Consider the following 19902-nt stretch of genomic DNA (forward strand, 5'->3'; position numbering starts at 1 on the left):
CCGGCCCGGCCGGCGGCCCCGGCACCCAGCCAGCCGCCCGGCCGGGCCGGGCACCCACCCATCGGGTACGAACCCGCCGGTCCCCGGCGGAGGAGAGGCGGACGTGCCATGTCACTGCTGTCCACCCGCCCGCTCGTGCGCGCCGGCATCGCCCTCGGCGCCCTCGGCCTCGTCCTGGCGGCGTCCGGTCCCGCCCAGGCGCACCGCCCCCACCCGGACACCCGGATCATCGACACCGCACGGGGAGGCGGCTCGGTCGTCAGCTTCACCTTCGACGACGGCCCCGGTCCGGTCGACACCCCGCGTCTGCTCCAGGTCCTGCACCGCCAACGGGTCAAGGCCGTGTTCTGCCTCTGGGGCGATCACGTCAACGAACACCCCGATCTGGTACGCCGGATCGTCGCCGCCGGGCACACGCTGTGCAACCACGGCATGCGCCACGACGACATGGGCACCTGGACCCCGGAACAGATCAGGGCCGACCTGCGCGCGACCAACGCCGCGATCCGCCGTGCGGTCCCCGGCGCCCGGATACCGTACTTCCGCGCCCCGTACGGTAACTGGGGACAGAGCCCGGCCGTCGCCGCCGGACTGGGCATGCGGTCGCTGGGTTGGCGGCTGGCCATCGCCGACTGGGAGCCACCCGGCACCGACGTACTGCTGAGCCGCCTGCTGGAGGGGGTCACGCCCGGTGCGGTCGTCCTCATGCACGACGCCGGTGGTGACCGCAGCCAGACCGTCGACGCCGTCGACCGGGCCATCCCGATCCTGCGGTCGCAGGGGTGGCGGTTCACTCTGCCGTCCCGCGTCGGTTGAGACCGGTGGGTGCCGTGCCTTCCCGCGTCAGTTGCCGTCCACGACCCGGTTCTCCCAGGCCCAGGCCGCTATCTCGACCCGGTTGCGCAGGTCGAGCTTGGCCTGGATGGCGGAGACGTGGCTCTTCACCGTGCTGAGCGAGATGAAGAGTTCGGCGGCGATCTCCTGGTTGGTGCGGCCCCTGGCGATGGAGAGCACCACCTCGGTCTCCCGCTTGGACAGTGCCTGAGTCCGTCGGCCGCTCCGGGGTGCCCCGACCGCCGCCAGACGGCGCAGCAGTCGCAGGGTGATCGACGGTGAGATCAGTGCGTCCCCGGCGTTGGCGGCTCGGACGGCCTCGACGAGCAGTGCCGGGCCGGCGTCCTTCAGAATGAATCCGACGGCACCACCGCGCAGCGCTCCGTACACGTAGTCGTCGAGGTCGAAGGTGGTCACCACGATCACCCGCAGCGGATGCGGGACACCCGGACCGGCCAGGGCGCGGGTGACATCGAGGCCGTCGAGGCGGGGCATCCGGATGTCCACCAGGCACACGTCCGGACGCAGTCGTCGTGCCAGGGCGATCGCGTCCACCCCGTCGGCCGCTTCGGCGACCACGGAGATGTCCGGTTGGTCCTCGAGGATGAGCCGTAGGCCGCTGCGGACCATCGCCTGGTCGTCGGCGATCAGGACGTTGATGGTCATCGGGGCTCCGTCCCGGTGACGGGGAGGACGGCCAGTACCGACCAGCCCGCTCCGGGCCGCGGCCCGGCCCGTAACGAACCACCGAGTGCCTCGACCCGTTCCCGCATACCGACCAGGCCGTACCCACCGCGGTACGGCGATCCGGCGGGTACCGGTGGGGCGTCGTCGGTGACCTCCACGGTGATGGAATCCCGCTCCTGGGCGACGTTGACCTCGACCGATCGGGCCTGCGTGGCGTGCCGGGAGACGTTGGTCAGCGATTCCCGAACGATCCGGTAGACGGTGCTGGTCACCTCGGGTGGCCACGGCGACGGGCCGTCGGGCAGTCGTAGCCGTACCGGGGGGCCGTGGCCGCGGAACCGCTCGACCAGCGTGCCGAGGTGTTCCGGTCCGGGCGTGGCGGGTGCCCCGTCCTCGGTGTCGCGCAACAGCCCGACGACCCGGCGCATCGCCGCCAGCGCCTCGGAGCCGGCCGTCTCGATGTCGGTCAGTGACGTCTCGATGTCCGTCGGTGAGCCGCCGGAAGGTTCCGACCGCCGGCGGGCGAGAATCCGGGTGGCCTGAGCCTGGAGCACGATGCCGGTGATGTGGTGGGCGACGACGTCGTGCAACTCCCTGGCCAGCTCCAGCCGCTCGTCCTGACGTATCCGCTCGACCGTCGTGCGGCGGCGGGCGTCGAGCAGCCGGAGCACGAGTCCGACGGTGATCGCGGCGAGCCAACCCGTCCCGTTCAGCACCGCCACCGCTCCCGAGGAGGTGGTGGGTGTGGCGAGCAGACCGGCCGCGACCACCGCGACACCAGCGGCGGCGGCGGTGCCGGCCGACGCCCTCGGCAGTGCCCGCACCGCCGAGCCCAGCAGCACCGACAGACCCAGGGTCATGGCCGGACCGGGCTCGGCCGGCAGGTCGGCCACCCGGGCGACCAGGATGGCCCCCACCGCGACCGCCAGGCCGGCGGCCGTCGCCCGGACCCGGTCGCGCCGACGCACCAGGGCGATCACGCACACCGCAGCCCCGGCGCCGAGGTCGAACAACCAGTAGTGACCACCCCAGCTGACCGCGAGCGCGACCGCCTGCCCGATGAGCGCCAGGGCGAACGCGGCGCCGAGTCCGATGTCGGCCGCCGTGGTGGTTCGCCCGGAGCGCCGATCCCCGATATCCACGTCGCCCAGGTTACGGAAATCGCCATCGGCACCGGACCGGTCAAAAGTACGGCCGCGACCGGCGCGGACCGTTCCTTGTACCGATGTCGACACCGGGCCAGGTCCGCAGGATGAGCCCATGCCACGACAGAACCCCGACCCGGTGCTGATTGCCGAGGGTCTGAGCAAGCGTTACGGGCGCCGTTCGGCGCTGACCGATTGTGATCTGAGCGTTCCGCGAGGCCGGGTGATTGGGCTGGTCGGCCCGAACGGGGCGGGCAAGTCCACACTGCTGCAGTTGACCTGCGGGCTGATCTCGCCGACCTCCGGGACGATCCGGGTACTCGGTTCCCGTCCGGCGGCGAACGCGACCCACCTGGCGAGGGTCGGCTACGTGGCCCAGGACACGCCGGTGTACGCGGCGCTGACCGTAGCCGATCATCTGCGGATGGGCGCCCGGCTCAATCCGCGTTGGGATGGTGCGTTGGCGGACCGGCGGATCGCACAACTCGGGCTGAATCCCCGTCAGCGGGCGGGCCGGCTTTCCGGCGGTCAGCGCGCCCAACTCGCCCTCACCGTCGCCGCCGCCAAGCAACCGGACCTGCTGGTACTCGACGAACCGGCTGCGGCACTCGACCCGTTGGCACGCGTCGGGTTCCTGCGGAATCTGATGGAGTTCGTGACGGAACTCGGAGCCAGCGCGATTCTCTCGTCCCACCTTCTCTCCGACGTCGAACTGGTCTGCGACTACCTGATCGTGCTGGACGACTCCCGCGTCCAGCTCGCCGGCGACATCCGGGACCTGCTGTCGACCCACCACCGGCTGCTCGCGCCACGTGAGGTGGTCGACCGGCTGCCCGCCGGGGTCGAGGTCATCCGGGTCGAACACGGCGATCGGCAGAGCAGTGCGATCGTACGCACCGGCGGCCCGCTTCCCGGCTCCGCATGGGAGACGGCGGACCTGAGCCTTGAGGAACTGGTCCTCGGCTACCTGACCCGCGCCGACGACGTGTCCCGTGCTTCCGTCGTCGCAACGGCCGGGGAGGCCCGGCGATGACCTGGCTGAGCTGGCGGCAGTTCCGTGCCCAGGCGGCGGTGGGCGCCGCGACACTGGTGGGGCTCGCGGTCTACCTGGTGATCCTGGGCGCGCAGATCCGGCACGGCTACGACACCGATCTCCTACGGTGCCACGGAGCGGGCGGCGGCTGTGCTTCGGCGAGGGTCGAGTTCGTGGACGAGTACCGGGCACGCCTACAGATCCTCGGCGGCCTGCTCCTGGTCGTGCCCGGGTTGCTCGGCATGTTCTGGGGGGCGCCGCTCGTCGCCCGGGAACTCGAAAGCGGCACGCACCGGCTGGTGTGGAACCAGAGCGTGACCCGGCGCCGGTGGCTCGCCGTCAAGCTGCTGTTCGTGGGGTTGGCGAGCATGGCCGCGGCAGGGCTCGCGAGCCTGCTGTTGACCTGGGCGGCGAGTCCGTACGATCTGGTGGCCGGCGACCGGTTCACCGCGATGATGTTCGGCGCCCGCAACATCGCACCCGTGGCGTACGCCGCCTTCGCGTTCGTACTCGGCGCGACGATGGGGCTGACGCTTCGCCGTGTCGTGCCCGCGATGGCGCTCACGGTGCTGCTCGTCGCCGTCGTCCAGGTCGTGATGCCCACCCTGATCCGTCCGCACCTGATCGCACCGGTGACCGACACGCATCTGGTGAGCGCGGATACGGTCCGGAACCTGAGCTTCCTGGGCAGCGAGGCCGACATCGGGGGACTGCGGATTCCCGATGCCTGGGTGGTGTCGACGAGCAAGCTGCTGACCGCGAACGGGCAGCCGGTCGAAATGGACCGGTACCGTAGTTGCGTCACCGGCGTGGTCGACGCGGTCGCGGAGTGCCTGGGCAACCTCGACCTGCGGGTGCGGGTGGCCTACCAGCCGGGCGAGCGCTACTGGGACTTCCAGTGGCTCGAATCGGCGATCCTGCTCGCGGCGGCCCTCGTGCTGGCCGGGTTCAGCCTGTGGCGGATCCGAGGCCGCATCACCTAGCGCGGCGTTGACCGGGTCTCGGAGCTGCGGGGTGGGCCGTTGTCCGAGATCGTTCGATCACCTTCCGGCGGGTGTCCGGCTGCGGTGTCCGGGGCGACACCGCAGCCGGTCAACCGGCGAAGGTCACGCCGGTGAGGCGTTCGCTGGCGGCCCACAGCCGAGCGCCCTCGGCCGGGTCGTCGGCACCGCGCGGCAGGGCGACCGGTTTCGGGGTGCCGGTGGTCTGGTTGCGGGCGGCGGGACCGATGAACTCGCCGGCCCGGACGTCGGGGCTGGTCGCGGCGTAGAGGCTGGGCCAGGCCGCGCCCTGCGGCGAGCCCATCAGGAATCTCTCCATCACCCCGGTCAGCGCCCGGAGGACCCCTTGGCTGTGCTGCTGAAGGTTGGTCATGGCGGCGCCGGGGTGGATCACGACGGGGGTGATGGTCGTCCCGGCGAGGCGGCGGGCGAGTTCGCGGGTGAAGACGACGTTCGCGCGCTTGGACTTCGCGTACGCGCCCATCGGGCGGTAGCGGTCCTCGCTCATCAGGTCGGTCAGCGCCCCGCTGGGCCATTTCGCCGCGATCGCGCTCACCGTCACGATCCGGGCGGCGGGGGAGCGGCGCAGCGCCGGCATGACCTGTGCGGTGAGGGCGAAGTGGCCGAGGTGGTTGGTGCCGAAGGTCAGCTCGAATCCGTCGCGGGTGGTCCGTCGCTCGGGGATGTTCATCACCCCGGCATTGTTGATCAGCAGGTCGACCGTCTCGGTGGCGGCGATCCGGGCGGCCGCCTCCCGGATCGAGGACAGGTCGCCGAGGTCGAGGACCAGGGTCTCCAGCTCCGCCGACGGCGTTTCGGTACGCAGGGTGCGTACCGCCTCGTCGAGTCTGGCCTTGCTGCGGCCGGCGAGGATCACCCGTGCTCCGTGCCGGGCGAGCACCCGTCCCGTTTCCAGCCCGATTCCGCTGTTCGCGCCGGTGATGAGGGCGGTACGGCCGGTCTGGTCGCCGATCGCCTCGGGGGTCCAGTGGTCGTGGCGGGTCATCGTGGCCTCCTTGGTATTGAACATTCATTCAATAAGCCGACGCTATCCGGCTCCGGTCGGCCTTGTCAAATGAATGTTCAGTAGGCAAGCTTGCGACATGAGTACCCGTGACCCGGACACCAAACGCCGACGACTGCTGGCGGCGGCGCTGGCCGAATTCGCCGCGTACGGCCTGGCCGGGGCGCGGGTCGACCGCCTCGCCAAGCGGGCGGGGATCAGCGCCGGCCTGGTCTACTCGTTCTACGAGAACAAGGAGGGGCTGTTCGAGGCGGTCTTCGACCTGATCGTCGAGCAGGTCGTCGCGGGGGTCCCGATGGACGCCGACGACCTGGGCGAGTACGCCGGGCGCCTCCACGACGGCGGGCTGCTCCACCCCGAGGTGATCCGGTTCGTGGGCTGGTACGAACTGGAGCGCGGCGACTCGGCCGGCCGCCGGGCCTCCACCTCCGCCGCGATGGAGCAGAAGCGGAACGCCGTGGCGGAGGCCCAGCGCCGGGGCGCGGTCACCGACCGGTTCACCGCCGGGCAGCTCCTCGCCCTGGTGCTCAACCTCGCGAACATGTGGCAGTTGCAGGGCGCCGACTTCCTCGACCTCGTACCCGAATCCGACCGGCGCGCGACGATCGTGGACGCCGTCCGGCGGCTGGTCGCTCCCGCCGGCTGACCGGCCGTCCGCGTCCGACCGGCCCCACGGGGAGGGCGGTCAGCGCCCCTGGAGGGACTTGACGTTGTCGCCGAACGTCCAGTTCCGCGAACCGTCCCAGTTGAGCGACCAGGTCATCAGCCCCTTGAGACCGCCCTGGTACGTGTTCCACGCCTGGGCGACCAGCGCGGGGGACATGTGGCCGCCGCCGGCACCCGGTTGCGCGGGCAGGCCGGGGACCTGCTTGTCGTAGGGGACCCTGATCGTGGTGCCCTGGATGACGAGCCCGGCGTTGAGGCAGTTGGTCTGCGCGGTGAAGCCCGCGACGGTGCCGGCGGCGTAGGAGTCGCCGGAGCAGCCGTACATGCTGCCGTTGTAGTACTGCATGTTCAGCCACCAGAGCCGGCCGTTGTCGGCGTACTTCTTGACGATCGGCAGGTACGAGCCCCAGATCGACCCGTACGTGACACTGCCGCCGGTGACGTACGCCGTCTCGGGCGCCATCGTGAGGCCGAAGTTCGCCGGCATCTGGGCGAGCACCCCGTCGATGATCCGGATCAGGTTCGCCTGCGACGTGGAGAGCTGGTTGATGTTGCCGCTGCCGGTGAGTCCGGTCTCGATGTCGATGTCGATGCCGTCGAAGTTGTACCGCTTCAGGATCGGCACCACGGTGGCGACGAACCGGTCGGCGACGGCTGCCGAACTGAGGTCGATGCCGGCGGTGGCGCCGCCGATCGACATCAGGATCGTCAGCCCGGCCGCCTTGGCCTGGCACATCTCGGCCGGGGTCGCGACCCGTACGGTGGCGTCCATGCCGTCTTCCCAGAGCACCGTGCCGTCGGAGCGGATCACCGGGAACGCCGCGTTGATCACGTTGTAGCCGTGGGTCCGGATCCGGGAGTCGGTGATCGGGATCCAGCCGAGCGGCGGATGCACCCCGTTCGCCGCGCCGTCCCAGTTCTCCCAGTAGCCCTGGAGCACCTTGCCAGCCGGCTTCGACTTGACCGCGCAGGTCCCCGGTCCCGACGTGCCGGTGGGGGTGACCGTCGGCGTGGGCGTCGGCGTGCGGGTCGGGGTGGGTGTCGGCGTCGCGGTCCGGGTCGGCGTCGGTGAGGGCGTCGCCGTACGGGTGGGGGTCGGGGACGGTGTGCCACCGTCACAGCCGCCGAGGTCGCGCCAGAGCGAGGCCGCCGCGACCGGGTTCCAGCCTGCTCCGGCCGGTGGCGTGTGCGTCACCAGGGCCTCGTACAGCCGCCCGTTGTAGGTCACCCGGCTGCCGGCCGGGTAGGTAACGCCCTCGGCCCAGGCCGGGGCGGAGCAGACCACGAGCACCACGTTCGCGGGCCTGTCGACCGTGCCGGCGAACCCGGCCGAGGCCGGGGCGAACCCGGTCGTGACGGCTACCGCCGCGCCCGCTACCAGGGCGATTACCTCACGTCGCAGTCTCATGGCACCCCACCTCGTCGATGGGCAGGAAGCCTATCAGTTAACCTTCCTAAATGTAACTGTCTCGATGTGTCGACGGATGCGGCCGGGTCCCGCTGCCCGTGGGAGGGAGGGGCCCGGCCGCCGCCGATCGGTCCGGCCCGCGCCGGCTGGCGTGCGACGGGCCGGACCGATCTCCGAGATCAGTCGACGACGGCCGGCGCCGTCTTCGCCGCGGCGGCCAGGGCCGCCGCCTCGCTCGCGTACGGGTTGTAGGTGTACGCCCGCGACAGCGTGCCCGGCACCGTGAAGTACTCGACGGAGAGCTTCGCCGGATCGGTGGCGATCTGGCCCCGGCCGGGCAGGTCGTCGCCGTCGTCCCAGCCCCACGGTGCGTTGGCCGAGTTGGTCGAGCAGCTGAAGGTGCCCGTGCCGCAGGTGTCGGAGGTGTCACCGGCGAAGGTGCCGAGGTTGGCGAAGAGGCTGGCGTTCGCCCGCTGCGCCCACAGGCCACCGGCGGCGAACATGTCGACGAGCTGGTAGCGCACGTCCCGGTCGTTGCCGTCGCTCGGCGTCTCCGCGACGGTCGACGGGTAGTAGACGATCCCGTCGCCGTTGATGTTGTACTGCGGGTACGCCTTCAGGCCGTGGCCCTGGGCCTCCTGCGCGGTCACCGGGTGCTGGAACGAGTCGTGCGGCGACGACTGGAGCTGGAGTGTGCCGTCGACGTTCTCCCGCCCACCGGTCCAGCTGCTACCGCTCGGCGTGTACGAGTAGAAGCTGCTGTGTGCCACGGTGACCGCCGAGCGCAGCACCCCGTACGTCGACCCGTCCCGCTCGATCGCGAACAGCACGCCCTCGCCGTCGTTCTCGTGCTCGGTCTCGAAGAAGGGGTGGTCCGTCCAGTCCCGAGGGTGGAAGAACAGGTACGTGATGTACCAGTGGGTGCTGGTCTCGACCACCGAGTAGTAGCCGTGCGCGGCGAACGAGGCGCCGGCCTGGGCCGCCCGGTCCCAGTTGTTGCGTCCGTTCAGGTCGCCGTCGAAGTCGACCTTCGTGATGTAGTCGGACTTGCCGCCGAGGGCGTGACTTCCGGTGGCGTCGACGTCCTGGTAGTGGATCGGCGCCCAGCGCAGTGCCAGCTCCGCTCGGCTCACCGCCGCGCTCGCCGGAGCGGGCGTGACCAGCCCGACGGTCACGAGCGCGGCGGCGAGGGTGGCCGCCACCAGGGATCTCCCGGCGATCCTGCTTCTGTTGAGCATGTGTGCTCCCGCATCGGTATGGATAGACCGACGGGAATCTATGTCGTCCGTGGTGCCCGGCACGTGTCCGGTGGGCAAATGGTTCATTGAGGGCGGTCGACGGTTCGCAACCGCCCCCGACGCGGCGTCGACGATCGCCGGGGCGGGCGACGATCGGTCAGAGCAGATGTACCCGCTCGGCGCTGCCGTCCGCGTTCACGACGGTGAGGCTCCCGCCGCCGCGTTCCATCAGGTCGAGCACCAGGTTGTGGACGACGAGCGCCCGGTTGATCGTGTCCGTCTTCGTGTCCCTGGTCCGCGCGCACGCCGCGTCCAAGGCGTCAACGGCGCGCGGGTTCAGGTTGACCGTCACCTTCGTCAGCGCGGACCGGTCCGGCTGCGGCTCGGTCACGGTCTGACGCCGGCCAGCAGCACCGGCACCACTGACGCCGCCACGCCACCAGGCCGCTGCCGGTACGCCCACGCCAGTTGCTCGCACCCGTCCGGTCGGCACTGCGGGCACCGGCGGTCGCTCGTACCACTCGCCCGGCTCCAGGGTCACGACCAGGCCGTCCAGCAGCGACGCTCGCAGCACCTCGCCGCCGGGCCCGGTGGTCACCACTCGCCCGGGGCGAGTAGCCCCTTGACCGGGTCGAGATCGGGGCAGGTTCCGTCGTCCAGGCATCGGCCGCACGGGCGGTCGCGGTGCTCTGCCGCGATCCGCAGCGCCCGACGTACGGTGCCCTCCGGGGTTTCTTCCGCCTCGTTGCTCACAGCCACCGCCCGCGGTTCCCATGCGTCGGCCGGATGCGGCTGCTGTTCCGGCGTGGCCCGCCGATCGTGGCCGCTCCCACGCTCAAGGTCATCTGGTCGCGGTCGGACTGGTCCGGCTCCGGGGCCGGGTCGGGCTCCGGCGGCGGAGCCGGCTGTCCGACCGGGTCGGGGTCGGGTGCGTCGAAAAAGTACTTCCATCGGGTGCTGTTGGTCGCCACTGCTCACCTCCGGGTCAGGTGGAGCACGGGACGTGGCCCATGCGGGCCAGCTCAGCCACGCCCCGCGCTCCGACGCCCGGCCGGCACGGTGGTACCGATCGGGCGTGAACGGGGTGCGGCGGCTTTCCAACGAACCCTTGAGAAGGTCGTGCCGCCGCGCCTGGGAACAGCGTCATCGGCTTGGTGATGCCGCGCTAGATCGCTGGCGTCTACACCTCGTCTATGGACAGTTGAAGGCGGTGGGCAGCGGCGTCAACCAGGCCGAGTAGCCGACGTGACCGCATGCTTCTGCCGATGAGCCGCGCTTCCGTCAGTGCGTCCTGCGCCCCCACGAGGTCCCCGGCTTGACCTTGAGCGATGGCCAGGTCACACAGGTACTTGCCACCCCAGTCAGTGCTCCGGGACTCAGCGGGCAGCCCGGCGATGCCTTCCGTCAGCAAAGCGATGGCTGACTGGTTGTACTGCGAATCGGTTGCTCCCAGACGCTGGTAGACGATCCCGCGTTGGAGCCGGAAGAAGTCGTCCGTATAGAAGTAGATCCAGGGCGGGGCCTCCCGCTCGCCTTGCTTATGCGCTAGATCCTCAGCCTCGCTGACTTTGTCGAGTGCGGCCCCCGGGTCGTTGCCTGCGAGAGCGAGCGCCCGTGCTTCCTGGCCAGCGGAGTAGGCGCGCTGGCCGGCGTATACGCCCTGGTCGCGTTGAGCCGCCCGGGACAGGCCGATCATCGTCCCCAACTCCCCGGCTTGCTCGGCGAGGTAGCCCTTGAAACTGAGGATCGTTGCGATCATGTCGTGGTTGTCAACCTCGGTGGCCCACTCCAGGGCACGGTCGAACCACACCTGTGCTCCAGCGCGATCATCGACTGCGGCGTGTAGCCACCCGGCGAACTGCGCCCACTGGCTCGCGGCGTCGACCAGGCGTGGACGTAGGGCGTCCTGTGAGTCACCGACGAGCCTCAACACCAGACCGAGTTGCGCGCGGACAGGATCGATCACGGCCGCCGCCCCGAGTGCGTCCTCAAGGCGACGTTCGCCAGCGAGCAGGAGATCCAGACCATCGATTGCGCGGGAGTCCGCCCGGACCGGATGGGCGGCGGCGTACCGGAGCCGGTCTTCGGTATCGGCCGGGAGCACGGCTGTCGTGTCGGCGACCATAGCGGCCAACCGCCCGGCCGCACCGAGTTCTGCGTCGAGGAGCTTCGCCAACGCGACGGTCGGCCGAGCGGTACCCAGTTCGATCCTGCTGAGCTGAGCCTTGCTGACGAAGACACTCGCGGCGAGAGGGCGAAGGGACAGCCCAGCGGCCTCACGAAGTCGCCGAACCTCGGCGCCGAAACGAGGGTCTACGGCAAGAGCGGATCGTCGTGGCATGGCAGGCTCCCAGGTAGGGCTGGGGCGGCGGCACGCCGGGCCCTACCCCGGCGGGCCGCCACTTCGGACGGTACACCGCGCAAACGATCGAGGGGACCCGGTCGAGACGCGGCAGTGCTATTACGAGCCACCCGACGCCGAGGAACAGGAGTTCTACCGCTCGCTGGAGGTTCCTGGCCCTGGCACGGGCGCGGTGGACCCGAGGCTCTGCGACGCCACCTTCGTCTACCGCGACGGCGGCATTCAGCTCGCACCTGACGTCGTCGGCACCGCCGGCGGTCCGCCGATCCGGGCTCTACGCCGATCCACCGCCCCGAAATCCCCTGTCCGGGTGCCCGGCCCGCCACCGGACCGGCCGAACGGCCCGATCGCGGGCGGCGGCCTGGTTAGGCTGGCCGGAGTGAGCGTCGAGGCGGCAGGCACGGATGACGGCGAGGTCCCCACCCTGGGGCTCGTCGTCCATCCCAGCCGGGCGGTGGACGAGTCGGTGGCCACGATCCTGCACTGGGCCCGGACCCACAACGTCCGGGTGATCGCCCGCGACCGGGACCGGGACCGGATCACCGGACAGATCGACACCCTGCCCGACCCCGAGTTCGTCGCCCGGATCAAGGGCCTGGTCGCCCTCGGCGGTGACGGCACCATGCTCGGGGCGATGCGGCTGGTCGCGCAGCGGCCGGTGCCGGTGCTCGGCGTCAACCACGGCAACCTGGGCTTTCTCGTCGAGGTCACCCCCGACACCCTGGAGACGGCGCTGGCGCGGCTGGTCGACGGCGACTTCACCATCGAGTCCCACGGCTGTCTCGTCGCCGCGTGCCGCAGCGGCCGGCCGTTGCGGACCGACACCGGCTTCAACGACGTCGTGCTGGCCCGGCGCAGTCGGTCGGGCGCCGTCTCGGTCGACCTCACCGTCAATGACCAGCAGTACGGCTACTACCGCTGCGACGCGCTCGTCATCGCCACGCCCAGCGGCTCCACCGCGTACAACTATGCCGCCGGTGGACCCATCGTGTCGCCCTCGGCCTCGGCGATCGTGATCACGCCGGTGGCGGCGATGGCGGGGATCGGCCGGGCCATCGTGCTGGGCGCCGGTGACCGGGTGTCGCTGCACATCGACCCCGCCAGCTCCCCGGCCGACGTCGACGTCGACGGCACCCCGTCGGCCGAACTCGTGCCCGGTGCCGTGCTCACCGTCCGCCTGCGCGAGGACGCCGGCCAGGTCGTACGCCTGTCCGCCGGCACGCACGCCCGCCGCAGCCGGCTCAAACTCAGCCTGCTCGACCTGCCGTTGCGCCGCGACCAGCTGCTCGAACTGATCCCCGAGAGCCTCCGGCCGCACGGCGCGGCCGCGCAGGATCCGGAACTGGAGGACGGCTGAGCGGCGGTCACAGTCGACCCGTCCTGCCGGACAGCGGCCACTTCCCGCACCTGGCGCACCCGGCCCGACTGGCCCGGATCATGGCAGGGTAAGGCCGGCCTGGACGGCGAAGACGACCAACTGGGCGCGGTCACGGGCGTGCAGCTTCACCATCGCCCGGCCCACGTGGGTGCGGACCGTCGCCGGGCTGAGCACCAACTCGGCGGCGATCTCGTCGTTCGAGCGGCCGGTCGCAACCCAGGCCACGATCTCCCGTTCCCGTTCGGTGAGCCGGTCCAGCTCCGGCCGGACGGTGCCGGACGGCGGGCCACCGGCACTGAACCGCTGGATGACCCGCCGGGTGACCGACGGGGACAGCAGGGACGCGCCCTCGGCCACCACCCGTACCGCGCGGAGCAACTCGTCGGGCGGGGCGTCCTTGAGGACGAAACCACTGGCACCGTCGCGCAACGCCCCGAAGACGTACTCGTCCAGCTCGAACGTCGTGAGCATCACGACCCGGACCCTGGCCAGCGCCGGATCCGAGGTGATCTCGCGCAGCGCCGCCAGCCCGTCCATCACCGGCATCCGGATGTCCATCAACACCACATCGGGTCCGGTCCGCCGGACCAGGTCCACCCCGGACCGTCCGTCGGCGGCCTCGCCGACCAGCTCGGTGTCGTCCTCGTCCTCCAGCAGCGTACGCAGTCCCATCCGGACCAGGGCCTGGTCGTCGACGACCGCGACGCGGATCACGAGCCCGACCCCGACACGTCGTCCCGACCTTGCGTGGCCGAGGGTCCGTCTCCTGCGGCGGACGCCCGGACGGCCAGCGGCAGCCGCGCGCGAACCACGAATCCCCGCTCGGGCCCCGGCCCGGCGTCGAGGTGCCCGCCGAGCGCCTCGGCCCGCGCCCGCATCCCGGCGATGCCGCTGCCGGTACGTCCACCCGTGCCCCGCCCCGCGTCGGCGCCGGCCGCCGAACCGTCGTCGGCCACCTCCAGGACGAGGTCGGCACCCACCCGCCGCACCAGCACCCGCGCGGTCGTGGCGTCGGCGTGCCGCAGGACATTGGTCAGCGACTCCCGCAGGATGCGGTACGCGGCGATGTCGACCTCCGGTGGCAGGTCCGGCGCGGCCAGCTCGGCCGATATCTCCAGTCCACCGGCCCGGATCCGGCTGATCAGCAGGTCGGCCTCGGCCAGGCCGGGCGCGGGCCGTCGGGGAGCGTCGTCGCCCTCGGGATCACGCCAGACGTCGAGCTGGACGCGCATTTCCCGCAACGACTCCCGGCTCGCGGCCTGGATCGCCTCCAACGACGCCCGGACCCTGGTCGGGTTCCGGTCCAGCACGTGCAGCGCGACCCCGGCCTGCATCGCGATCACCGCCAGGCCGTGCCCCACGGAGTCGTGCAGCTCCCGGGCCATCCGCAGCCGTTCCTCCGAGACCGCGTGCCGCGCCTGCGCGGCGCGTACCCTCGCCTCGGACTCCCGGCGGACCCGGACCGCCAGGCCGATCGCCGTCGGTACGGCGATCGCCGCGAAGGAGAGCGCCAACCATTCCAGCAACGGGCTGCCCCGACCCGCCACCGGGTCGTCGGTGACGTACCGGATGGCGCCGGCCACCTGCACCGCCACCACCAGCGCGCCGTTGCCGACCAGGGTCCGGCGCAGCGGCCAGGCGAGCGCGGCACCGCTGGCGGCGACGCTGACGGCGATCAGGATCGGCCCGACCGGGTACCCGGCGGCCAGGTAGGTCACCACCGCCGCCCCGCAGCCGGCGAACGTCACGGCCGGGTGCCGACGCAGTACGCCCGCAGCGAGCGCCGCGACCACGACCAGCGCGTACGCGAACAGGTCCGGTTCCCGGTTCCAGCCGAGTTCACCCTCGCCGGCCCCGTGCGTGCCGAGCAGACCGGGGACCAGGATCAGCAGTACCGGCCAGACGCCGTCCCAGTGGTGCCTGAGACCGCTGTCCCAGCGATGTGCCAGGTATCGGGAAGACATCCGGCCACCCCCTGTCCCGTGTGTCGTCCGAGGATAGGCGGTCGGCCCGGCACCCCGCGTCACCTCGTCGGGGTACGTCGGCTACGTCAATTCGCGTACGCGCAAGCCGTCCGCACGCCGACGCGCGGCGCCGTCACCGGCTGCGACGCTGCCGATGTGAACGAGACAGTGGTGACCACCGAGGGACTGACCAAACGGTACGGCGAACACACCGCCGTGGACGGGGTGAACCTCACCGTCCGAAGGGGAGAGGTGTACGGCTTCCTCGGCGCCAACGGCGCGGGCAAGACGACCACCCTGCGGATGCTGCTCGGCCTCGTCCGGCCGACCAGTGGCGGTGCGCGCGTGCTGGGCCACCGACCCGGTGACCCGGCGGCGCTGGCGCGTACCGGCGCGCTCATCGAGGCGCCCGGCTTCTACCCGTACCTCTCCGGGCGGGACAACCTGCGGGTGATGGCCCGGTATCGGGGAGTTCGCGACACCGGGGTCGACGCCGTACTCGACCGGATCGGGCTGACCGGCTCCGCCGGGGCGCCGTTCCGCTCCTACTCGCTGGGGATGAAGCAGCGGCTCGGGGTGGCGGCCGCCCTGCTGGGCGATCCGGATCTGCTCGTGCTCGACGAGCCGACCAACGGGCTGGACCCCTCGGGCATGGCCGACATGCGGCAGCTGCTGGGCGACCTCGCCCGGCAGGGCAGCACGGTGCTGCTCTCCAGCCACCTGCTCGGCGAGGTGCAGGAGCTCTGCGACCGGGTCGGGGTGATCTCGAACGGCCGGCTGGTCACCGAGAGTACGGTCGCCGACCTGCGGGGCGTCAGCTCGCTCTACGTCCGGGCCGAGCCGATCGGCCTCGCCTTGGCGGTCGCGCGACGGATCGTCGGCGACGACGGGGTCGAACCGACCGGCGAGGGGCTGCGGCTCGACGTGGCTGCCACCGCCGCTCCCGACATCGCCTCGGCGCTGGTCGGGGCCGGGGTGCTCCTGCACGAACTGCGTGTGCGCGAACGCTCGCTGGAAGAGGTCTTCTTCCGGCTCACCGCACTGACCGACGAGCCCGTACGCGACCGGGCCGAGCAGAGGACGGCGACATCGTGACCACATTCCACGGACCCACCTCGGTACTGTCCAGCACCCGTGCGGAACTGCTCCGGCTCGGCCGGTGGCCGGTGCTCTGGGTGATGCTGGGGGTGGGGCTGCTCGTCAACGTCGTCTTCGGGTACGTCTTCGACTACGTCGGCTACCGCAGCGGTACCGGCTCGCAGGTCAGCGACGGACTGCCGCCGGAGCTGCTGCTGGAGCGTCTGCTGCCGGCCGGCGTACCGGAGGTCACGATGGCCGGTGCGCCCATGTTCGGTGGCGCGATCATGCTGATCCTGGGTGCGCTCGCGATCGGTGGCGGCTTCGGCTGGGGTACGTGGAAGACCGTCCTGACCCAGGGCCCCGGCCGGGCGGCGGCCTACGGCGGTACGTTGACCGCCCTGGCCCTCACCGTCCTCGGTTTCGTCACGGTGACGATGGTGGTCGACTTCGGCATCGCCGCGCTCGTCGGCGGGGTCGAGTCCCGGCCGTTGGACTGGCCGCCGGTCGCCGAGGTGGGACGGGCGTACGGCGCCGCCCTGCTGATCCACAGCATGTGGACCACCGGTGGGGTGCTGGTCGGGACGCTGGCCCGCAGCCCGGCCCTTGCCGTCGGCCTCGGCCTGCTCTGGACCCTCCTGCTGGAGAACATGCTGCGCGGGGTCGCGAACGTGCTCGCCGGGGTGTCGACGGTCACCGACCTGCTGCCGGGTACGGCGGCCGGCTCCCTCGCCGGTGCGCTCGGCGCGACCCCGTTCAGCGACGAGGGCACACCGGGTGTGCTGGCGGTCCTCGACGGCGGGCCGGCCACGTTCCTGCTGCTCGCCTATACCGCCGCCTTCGCCGTCGCCGCCGGCCTGCTGATCACCCGCCGCGACGTCGGCTGACCGTGCCGGCTACCGGAGTCGTCGTTCGAGCCATCGGGAGAGCATGGTGAGCGGCAGGCAGACGACAAAGAAGACGACGAGGACGGCCCCGAGGATGGGCACCGCGTGGGTGTCACCGCCGGTGAGGGTGAGCCGCTCGATCGAGCGTTGGGCGGCTTCGAGAATGTCCAGCAGTCCGATCACGGCGGCCAGTGAGGTCTGCTGGGTGAGGTTGACGACCAGTCCGACCAGCGGCGGCAGGGCCCGCCGGGTCGCCTGCGGCAGGATGACGTGACGCATCCGGCCCGGCCAGGGAAAACCGAGCGCGGCGGCGGCCTCGGCCTGCCCACGCGGCACCGACTGCACCGCCCCGCGCACCACCTCGGCGACGTTGGCGCTGCCCCAGAGGCTGAGCCCGATCGCCGACGCGGCGAAGGTGTCGACGGTCAGACCGACGATCGGCAGCACGAAGAAGATGAAGAACAGGATGATGATGATCGGCAGCCCGCGCCAGACCTCGACGTAGGCCCGGACGACGGCCCGTACGACCCGGCTCGGCAACGTCAGCAGGGTGCCGAGCAGCACCCCCACCGCGATGCTCGCCAGCACGCTGGTCACGGCGAGCATCGCGGTGGTCTGGAGCCCGGTGGCCAGGTAACTCGCGACCGGGCCGACCCAAGCGGGCATCAGTTTCCTCCTGGAATCGCGAAGCGGCGTTCGACCGCCCGGGTACCCAGCGACATGAGCCACACCAGTCCCAGGTAGATGACGCCGATCGCGAGGAACATCTCGAACACCCGGAAGGAGACGGCGACGACGTTCACCGCCGTCTCGGTCAGCTCCGGATAGCTGATCGCGATCATGAACGACGAGTTCTTGAACACCGATATCTGCGTGTTGGTGACCGACGGCAGCGCGATCCGCCAGCCGAGCGGGAACGAGACCCGGGCGAAGGCGGCGAGCCGGGAGAAGCCGAGGGCCCGGCAGGCCTCGACGTACCCGCTCTCGACCGCCTCGAACCCGGCCCGGAAGTTCTCCACGTTGTACGCCGCGCCCCACAGCAGCAGCGACAACCAGCCGACGGTGAACGCGTCCAGCCGCAGTCCGATCTCGGGCAGGGCGAAGTAGAGGAAGAAGATCTGCACCAGCAGCGGCGTGTTGCGGAACACCTCCACGTACACCCGGACGAGCTGGCGTACGACCGGGACCCGGACGGCCGAGACGGCGCCGAGCAGGGCGCCGACGACCAGCGCCCCGGCCATGCCGATGGCGCTGATCTCGACCGTACGGACCAGACCGCCGGCCAGTTCGTCGAGGTGGTCGACGAGGAAGCCGGGGTCGAAGCGGTAGCCGTCGGCGGTTGTCATGGGCTCAGCAGACCAGGGTGGATCCGGTCGGGTAGCTCAGGTCGTTGCCCGGCCGGGGCACGAACTTCGCGAACTGCTGCTGGAGGTTGGTGTCGGTCACCGTCTGCTGGAACTCGGTCCAGAAGAACTCCTCGGCCTGGAGCTTCTTGAGCGCGGCGTTGACCCAGGCCAGCATCTCGGCGTCGCCCTTGCGGACGCCCATGCCCCACGGGCTGCCCGCCTTGCTGTCGCCGACCACCTTGAGGTCGGGGTTCTTCGACGCCAGGTCGAGCAGCAGGGTGTCGTCCTGGGCCAGGGCGTCCGCCCGGTTCTGCTTGAGCGCGGTGAGCGCCTCGCTGGTCTGGCCGAAGAGCACCTGCTTGACGTCCTTCATGCACTGGGTCAGCCAGAGGCTCGCGGTGGCGCCGTTGGTGCTGATCACCGACTTGCCGGCCAGATCGGCGAACGAACCGATCGCGGAGTCCTTCGGCACCAGCAGTTTCACCCCGCTGGAGAAGTACGGCGTGGTGAAGTCGATCGTCTTGGCGCGTTCCTCGGTGTAGTTCATCGTCGCGATGATCAGGTCGATCCGGTTGGTGGTGAGGAACGAGACCCGGTTGGCCCCGGTGACGCAGGTCAGCTCGACGTCGTCGGCGTCGCCGAAGGCGTACGCGGCCAGCTGGCGGGCGATGTCGATCTCGAAGCCGGCGTTCTTCGCCGCCTCGTCGATGTAACCGAACGGTGGGTAGTCGCACTTGACGCCGACGGCGAGTTTGCCCCGGTCCTTGACGTTGCCGGGCAGCGGTGCGCCCACGTCCACCGGCGCCGCGGCCGGTCCGCCGTCGGTTGCACCGTCACCACCGCTGTCGGAGCAACCGGTGGTCAGGGCCAGGGCCACGGCGAGTACGACCACGCCGATCCGCGATCTCATGGGAACTCCTTCTGTCCACGTACGGGGGGTCATCTCAGGACCTTGCGGAAGAACTGCCGGGTACGGTCGTTGCGCGGGTGGTCCAGCACGTCGGCCGGACGGCCCTGCTCGGCGATCACCCCGCCGTCCACGAACACCAGCCGGTCGCCGAGTTCGCGGGCGAAGCCCATCTCGTGGGTGACGCAGAGCATGGTCATGCCGGACCGGGCGAGGTCGCGCATCACGTCGAGGACCTCGCTGACCAGTTCCGGGTCCAGCGCGGAGGTCACCTCGTCGAAGAGCATGACGTGCGGGTCCATCATCAGGGCGCGGGCGATGGCGACCCGCTGCTGCTGGCCGCCGGAGAGCTGTCGCGGGTACGACGCCGCCTTGTCGGCCAGCCCCACCCGGTCCAGCAGGGTACGGGCGCGTTCCTCGGCCTGCGCCCGTGGTGTGCGCAGCAGTTTCCGGGGCGCCAGGGTGAGGTTGTCCAGTGCGGTCAGGTGCGGGAACAGGTTGAACTGTTGGAAGACCATGCCGATGCGGCGACGTACCCGGTCGAGGTCGACGCCGGGCGCGGTCAGGTCCTCGGATTCCAGGAAGACCTGGCCGGCGGTGACCGGTTCGAGCAGGTTGACGCAGCGCAGCAGGGTGCTCTTGCCGCCGCCGGAGGGGCCGACGATGGCCACCACCTCACCACGGTTCACGGTGAGGTCGATTCCCCGCAGGACCTCCAGGTCGCCGAACGACTTGCGTACCGCGCGCAGTTCGACCATGACGGCGGTCACCAAAGCCTCCTCTACAGAGTGGTCTAGCAGGTTTTTGCCGGGCAGGGGGGGGGGGGGGGGGGGGGCCCCCCCCCCCCCCCCGGAGGGTTTTCGTGGTGAAAGAGGTTTAAATTGTTCTGGGTGGGATTTTTTTCCAGGCCCTGGTGAGCGGCGTTGGAGAGCCCCCTTTCTTTTG

At 71.0% G+C, this 19902-nt stretch carries 21 protein-coding genes; 7 read left to right on the plus strand and 14 right to left on the minus strand.

Annotated elements, in window-relative coordinates:
• Positions 1 to 108 precede the first annotated feature (108 nt).
• Entirely contained in the window at positions 109 to 816 is a 708-nt protein-coding gene (locus ACZ6QQ_RS34355; protein WP_465882012.1) for a polysaccharide deacetylase family protein, read from the plus strand.
• A gap of 27 nt (positions 817 to 843) precedes the next feature.
• On the opposite strand, the gene ACZ6QQ_RS34360 is transcribed toward ACZ6QQ_RS34355, so the two are convergent.
• Together ACZ6QQ_RS34360 and ACZ6QQ_RS34365 are read right to left on the minus strand one after the other, a co-directional pair.
• Positions 844 to 1500, minus strand: a complete 657-nt coding sequence (locus ACZ6QQ_RS34360; RefSeq protein ID WP_465882013.1) for a response regulator — start codon at positions 1498 to 1500, stop codon at positions 844 to 846.
• Complete coding sequence (locus ACZ6QQ_RS34365) at positions 1497 to 2663, minus strand: sensor histidine kinase (protein ID WP_465882014.1); 1167 nt, start codon at positions 2661 to 2663, stop codon at positions 1497 to 1499. Before ACZ6QQ_RS34365 ends, ACZ6QQ_RS34360 begins: the two co-directional genes overlap by 4 nt.
• 118 nt (positions 2664 to 2781) lie before the next feature.
• Here ACZ6QQ_RS34365 and ACZ6QQ_RS34370 point away from each other — a divergent pair, with 118 nt between their 5' ends.
• Together ACZ6QQ_RS34370 and ACZ6QQ_RS34375 are read left to right on the plus strand one after the other, a co-directional pair.
• Positions 2782 to 3699, plus strand: coding sequence for an ABC transporter ATP-binding protein (locus tag ACZ6QQ_RS34370; protein ID WP_465882015.1), 918 nt, complete (start codon positions 2782 to 2784; stop codon positions 3697 to 3699).
• On the plus strand, positions 3696 to 4682 hold the full coding sequence (locus ACZ6QQ_RS34375) for an ABC transporter permease subunit (protein WP_465882017.1): 987 nt from the start codon (positions 3696 to 3698) through the stop codon (positions 4680 to 4682). Before ACZ6QQ_RS34370 ends, ACZ6QQ_RS34375 begins: the two co-directional genes overlap by 4 nt.
• A 109-nt stretch (positions 4683 to 4791) precedes the next feature.
• Here the strand turns inward: ACZ6QQ_RS34375 and ACZ6QQ_RS34380 are convergent, their stop codons facing one another.
• A complete protein-coding gene (locus ACZ6QQ_RS34380; protein ID WP_465882018.1) occupies positions 4792 to 5706 on the minus strand; it encodes an oxidoreductase in 915 nt (304 codons plus the stop codon).
• A 97-nt stretch (positions 5707 to 5803) separates the two neighbouring features.
• On the opposite strand from ACZ6QQ_RS34380, the gene ACZ6QQ_RS34385 reads away from it, so the two are divergent.
• A complete protein-coding gene (locus ACZ6QQ_RS34385; RefSeq protein WP_465882019.1) occupies positions 5804 to 6370 on the plus strand; it encodes a TetR/AcrR family transcriptional regulator in 567 nt (188 codons plus the stop codon).
• Between the two features lie 39 nt (positions 6371 to 6409).
• Here ACZ6QQ_RS34385 and ACZ6QQ_RS34390 read toward each other — a convergent pair whose 3' ends face one another.
• The 5 genes from ACZ6QQ_RS34390 to ACZ6QQ_RS34410 all read right to left on the minus strand — a co-directional run bounded on the left by ACZ6QQ_RS34390 (position 6410) and on the right by ACZ6QQ_RS34410 (position 11377).
• Entirely contained in the window at positions 6410 to 7798 is a 1389-nt protein-coding gene (locus ACZ6QQ_RS34390) for a glycosyl hydrolase family 18 protein (RefSeq protein ID WP_465882020.1), read from the minus strand.
• A gap of 179 nt (positions 7799 to 7977) precedes the next feature.
• Positions 7978 to 9036: a hypothetical protein gene (locus tag ACZ6QQ_RS34395; RefSeq protein ID WP_465882022.1), complete on the minus strand. Its 1059-nt coding sequence runs from the start codon at positions 9034 to 9036 to the stop codon at positions 7978 to 7980.
• Positions 9037 to 9193: 157 nt separating this feature from the next.
• Positions 9194 to 9634 carry a hypothetical protein gene (locus ACZ6QQ_RS34400; protein ID WP_465882023.1) on the minus strand — a complete coding sequence of 147 codons (441 nt, stop codon included), beginning with the start codon at positions 9632 to 9634 and terminating at the stop codon, positions 9194 to 9196.
• A complete protein-coding gene (locus tag ACZ6QQ_RS34405; RefSeq protein ID WP_465882024.1) occupies positions 9631 to 9795 on the minus strand; it encodes a hypothetical protein in 165 nt (54 codons plus the stop codon). Before ACZ6QQ_RS34405 ends, ACZ6QQ_RS34400 begins: the two co-directional genes overlap by 4 nt.
• Before the next feature lie 421 nt (positions 9796 to 10216).
• Complete coding sequence (locus ACZ6QQ_RS34410) at positions 10217 to 11377, minus strand: helix-turn-helix domain-containing protein (RefSeq protein WP_465882025.1); 1161 nt, start codon at positions 11375 to 11377, stop codon at positions 10217 to 10219.
• Positions 11378 to 11570: 193 nt separating this feature from the next.
• Here ACZ6QQ_RS34410 and ACZ6QQ_RS34415 point away from each other — a divergent pair, with 193 nt between their 5' ends.
• Complete coding sequence (locus ACZ6QQ_RS34415; protein ID WP_465882026.1) at positions 11571 to 12755, plus strand: NAD(+)/NADH kinase; 1185 nt, start codon at positions 11571 to 11573, stop codon at positions 12753 to 12755.
• 78 nt (positions 12756 to 12833) lie between these two features.
• On the opposite strand, the gene ACZ6QQ_RS34420 is transcribed toward ACZ6QQ_RS34415, so the two are convergent.
• Positions 12834 to 13490, minus strand: a complete 657-nt coding sequence (locus ACZ6QQ_RS34420; RefSeq protein ID WP_465882028.1) for a response regulator transcription factor — start codon at positions 13488 to 13490, stop codon at positions 12834 to 12836.
• Entirely contained in the window at positions 13487 to 14740 is a 1254-nt protein-coding gene (locus ACZ6QQ_RS34425; RefSeq protein WP_465882029.1) for a sensor histidine kinase, read from the minus strand. Before ACZ6QQ_RS34425 ends, ACZ6QQ_RS34420 begins: the two co-directional genes overlap by 4 nt.
• A 156-nt stretch (positions 14741 to 14896) precedes the next feature.
• On the opposite strand from ACZ6QQ_RS34425, the gene ACZ6QQ_RS34430 reads away from it, so the two are divergent.
• Both ACZ6QQ_RS34430 and ACZ6QQ_RS34435 read left to right on the plus strand, forming a co-directional pair.
• Positions 14897 to 15835 (plus strand): ABC transporter ATP-binding protein, encoded by a 939-nt coding sequence (locus tag ACZ6QQ_RS34430; protein WP_465882031.1) that lies wholly within the window; start codon positions 14897 to 14899, stop codon positions 15833 to 15835.
• Positions 15832 to 16704 (plus strand): ABC transporter permease, encoded by an 873-nt coding sequence (locus ACZ6QQ_RS34435; RefSeq protein WP_465882032.1) that lies wholly within the window; start codon positions 15832 to 15834, stop codon positions 16702 to 16704. The genes ACZ6QQ_RS34430 and ACZ6QQ_RS34435 overlap by 4 nt, the downstream gene beginning before the upstream one ends.
• Positions 16705 to 16713: 9 nt before the next feature.
• Here the strand turns inward: ACZ6QQ_RS34435 and ACZ6QQ_RS34440 are convergent, their stop codons facing one another.
• From ACZ6QQ_RS34440 to ACZ6QQ_RS34455, 4 genes are read right to left on the minus strand one after another with little or no spacing between them, the layout of a single operon-like run.
• Positions 16714 to 17370 carry an amino acid ABC transporter permease gene (locus ACZ6QQ_RS34440; RefSeq protein ID WP_465882034.1) on the minus strand — a complete coding sequence of 219 codons (657 nt, stop codon included), beginning with the start codon at positions 17368 to 17370 and terminating at the stop codon, positions 16714 to 16716.
• Positions 17370 to 18050, minus strand: coding sequence for an amino acid ABC transporter permease (locus tag ACZ6QQ_RS34445; RefSeq protein WP_465882036.1), 681 nt, complete (start codon positions 18048 to 18050; stop codon positions 17370 to 17372). Before ACZ6QQ_RS34445 ends, ACZ6QQ_RS34440 begins: the two co-directional genes overlap by 1 nt.
• A gap of 4 nt (positions 18051 to 18054) precedes the next feature.
• Positions 18055 to 18960 (minus strand): transporter substrate-binding domain-containing protein, encoded by a 906-nt coding sequence (locus ACZ6QQ_RS34450; RefSeq protein WP_465882038.1) that lies wholly within the window; start codon positions 18958 to 18960, stop codon positions 18055 to 18057.
• Positions 18961 to 18989: 29 nt separating this feature from the next.
• The gene (locus tag ACZ6QQ_RS34455) at positions 18990 to 19715 is read right to left on the minus strand and encodes an amino acid ABC transporter ATP-binding protein (RefSeq protein ID WP_465882048.1); all 726 of its coding nucleotides are present in this window, start codon (positions 19713 to 19715) and stop codon (positions 18990 to 18992) included.
• Positions 19716 to 19902 lie beyond the last annotated feature (187 nt).

Source organism: Micromonospora sp. NPDC049529 (genome assembly GCF_055586685.1).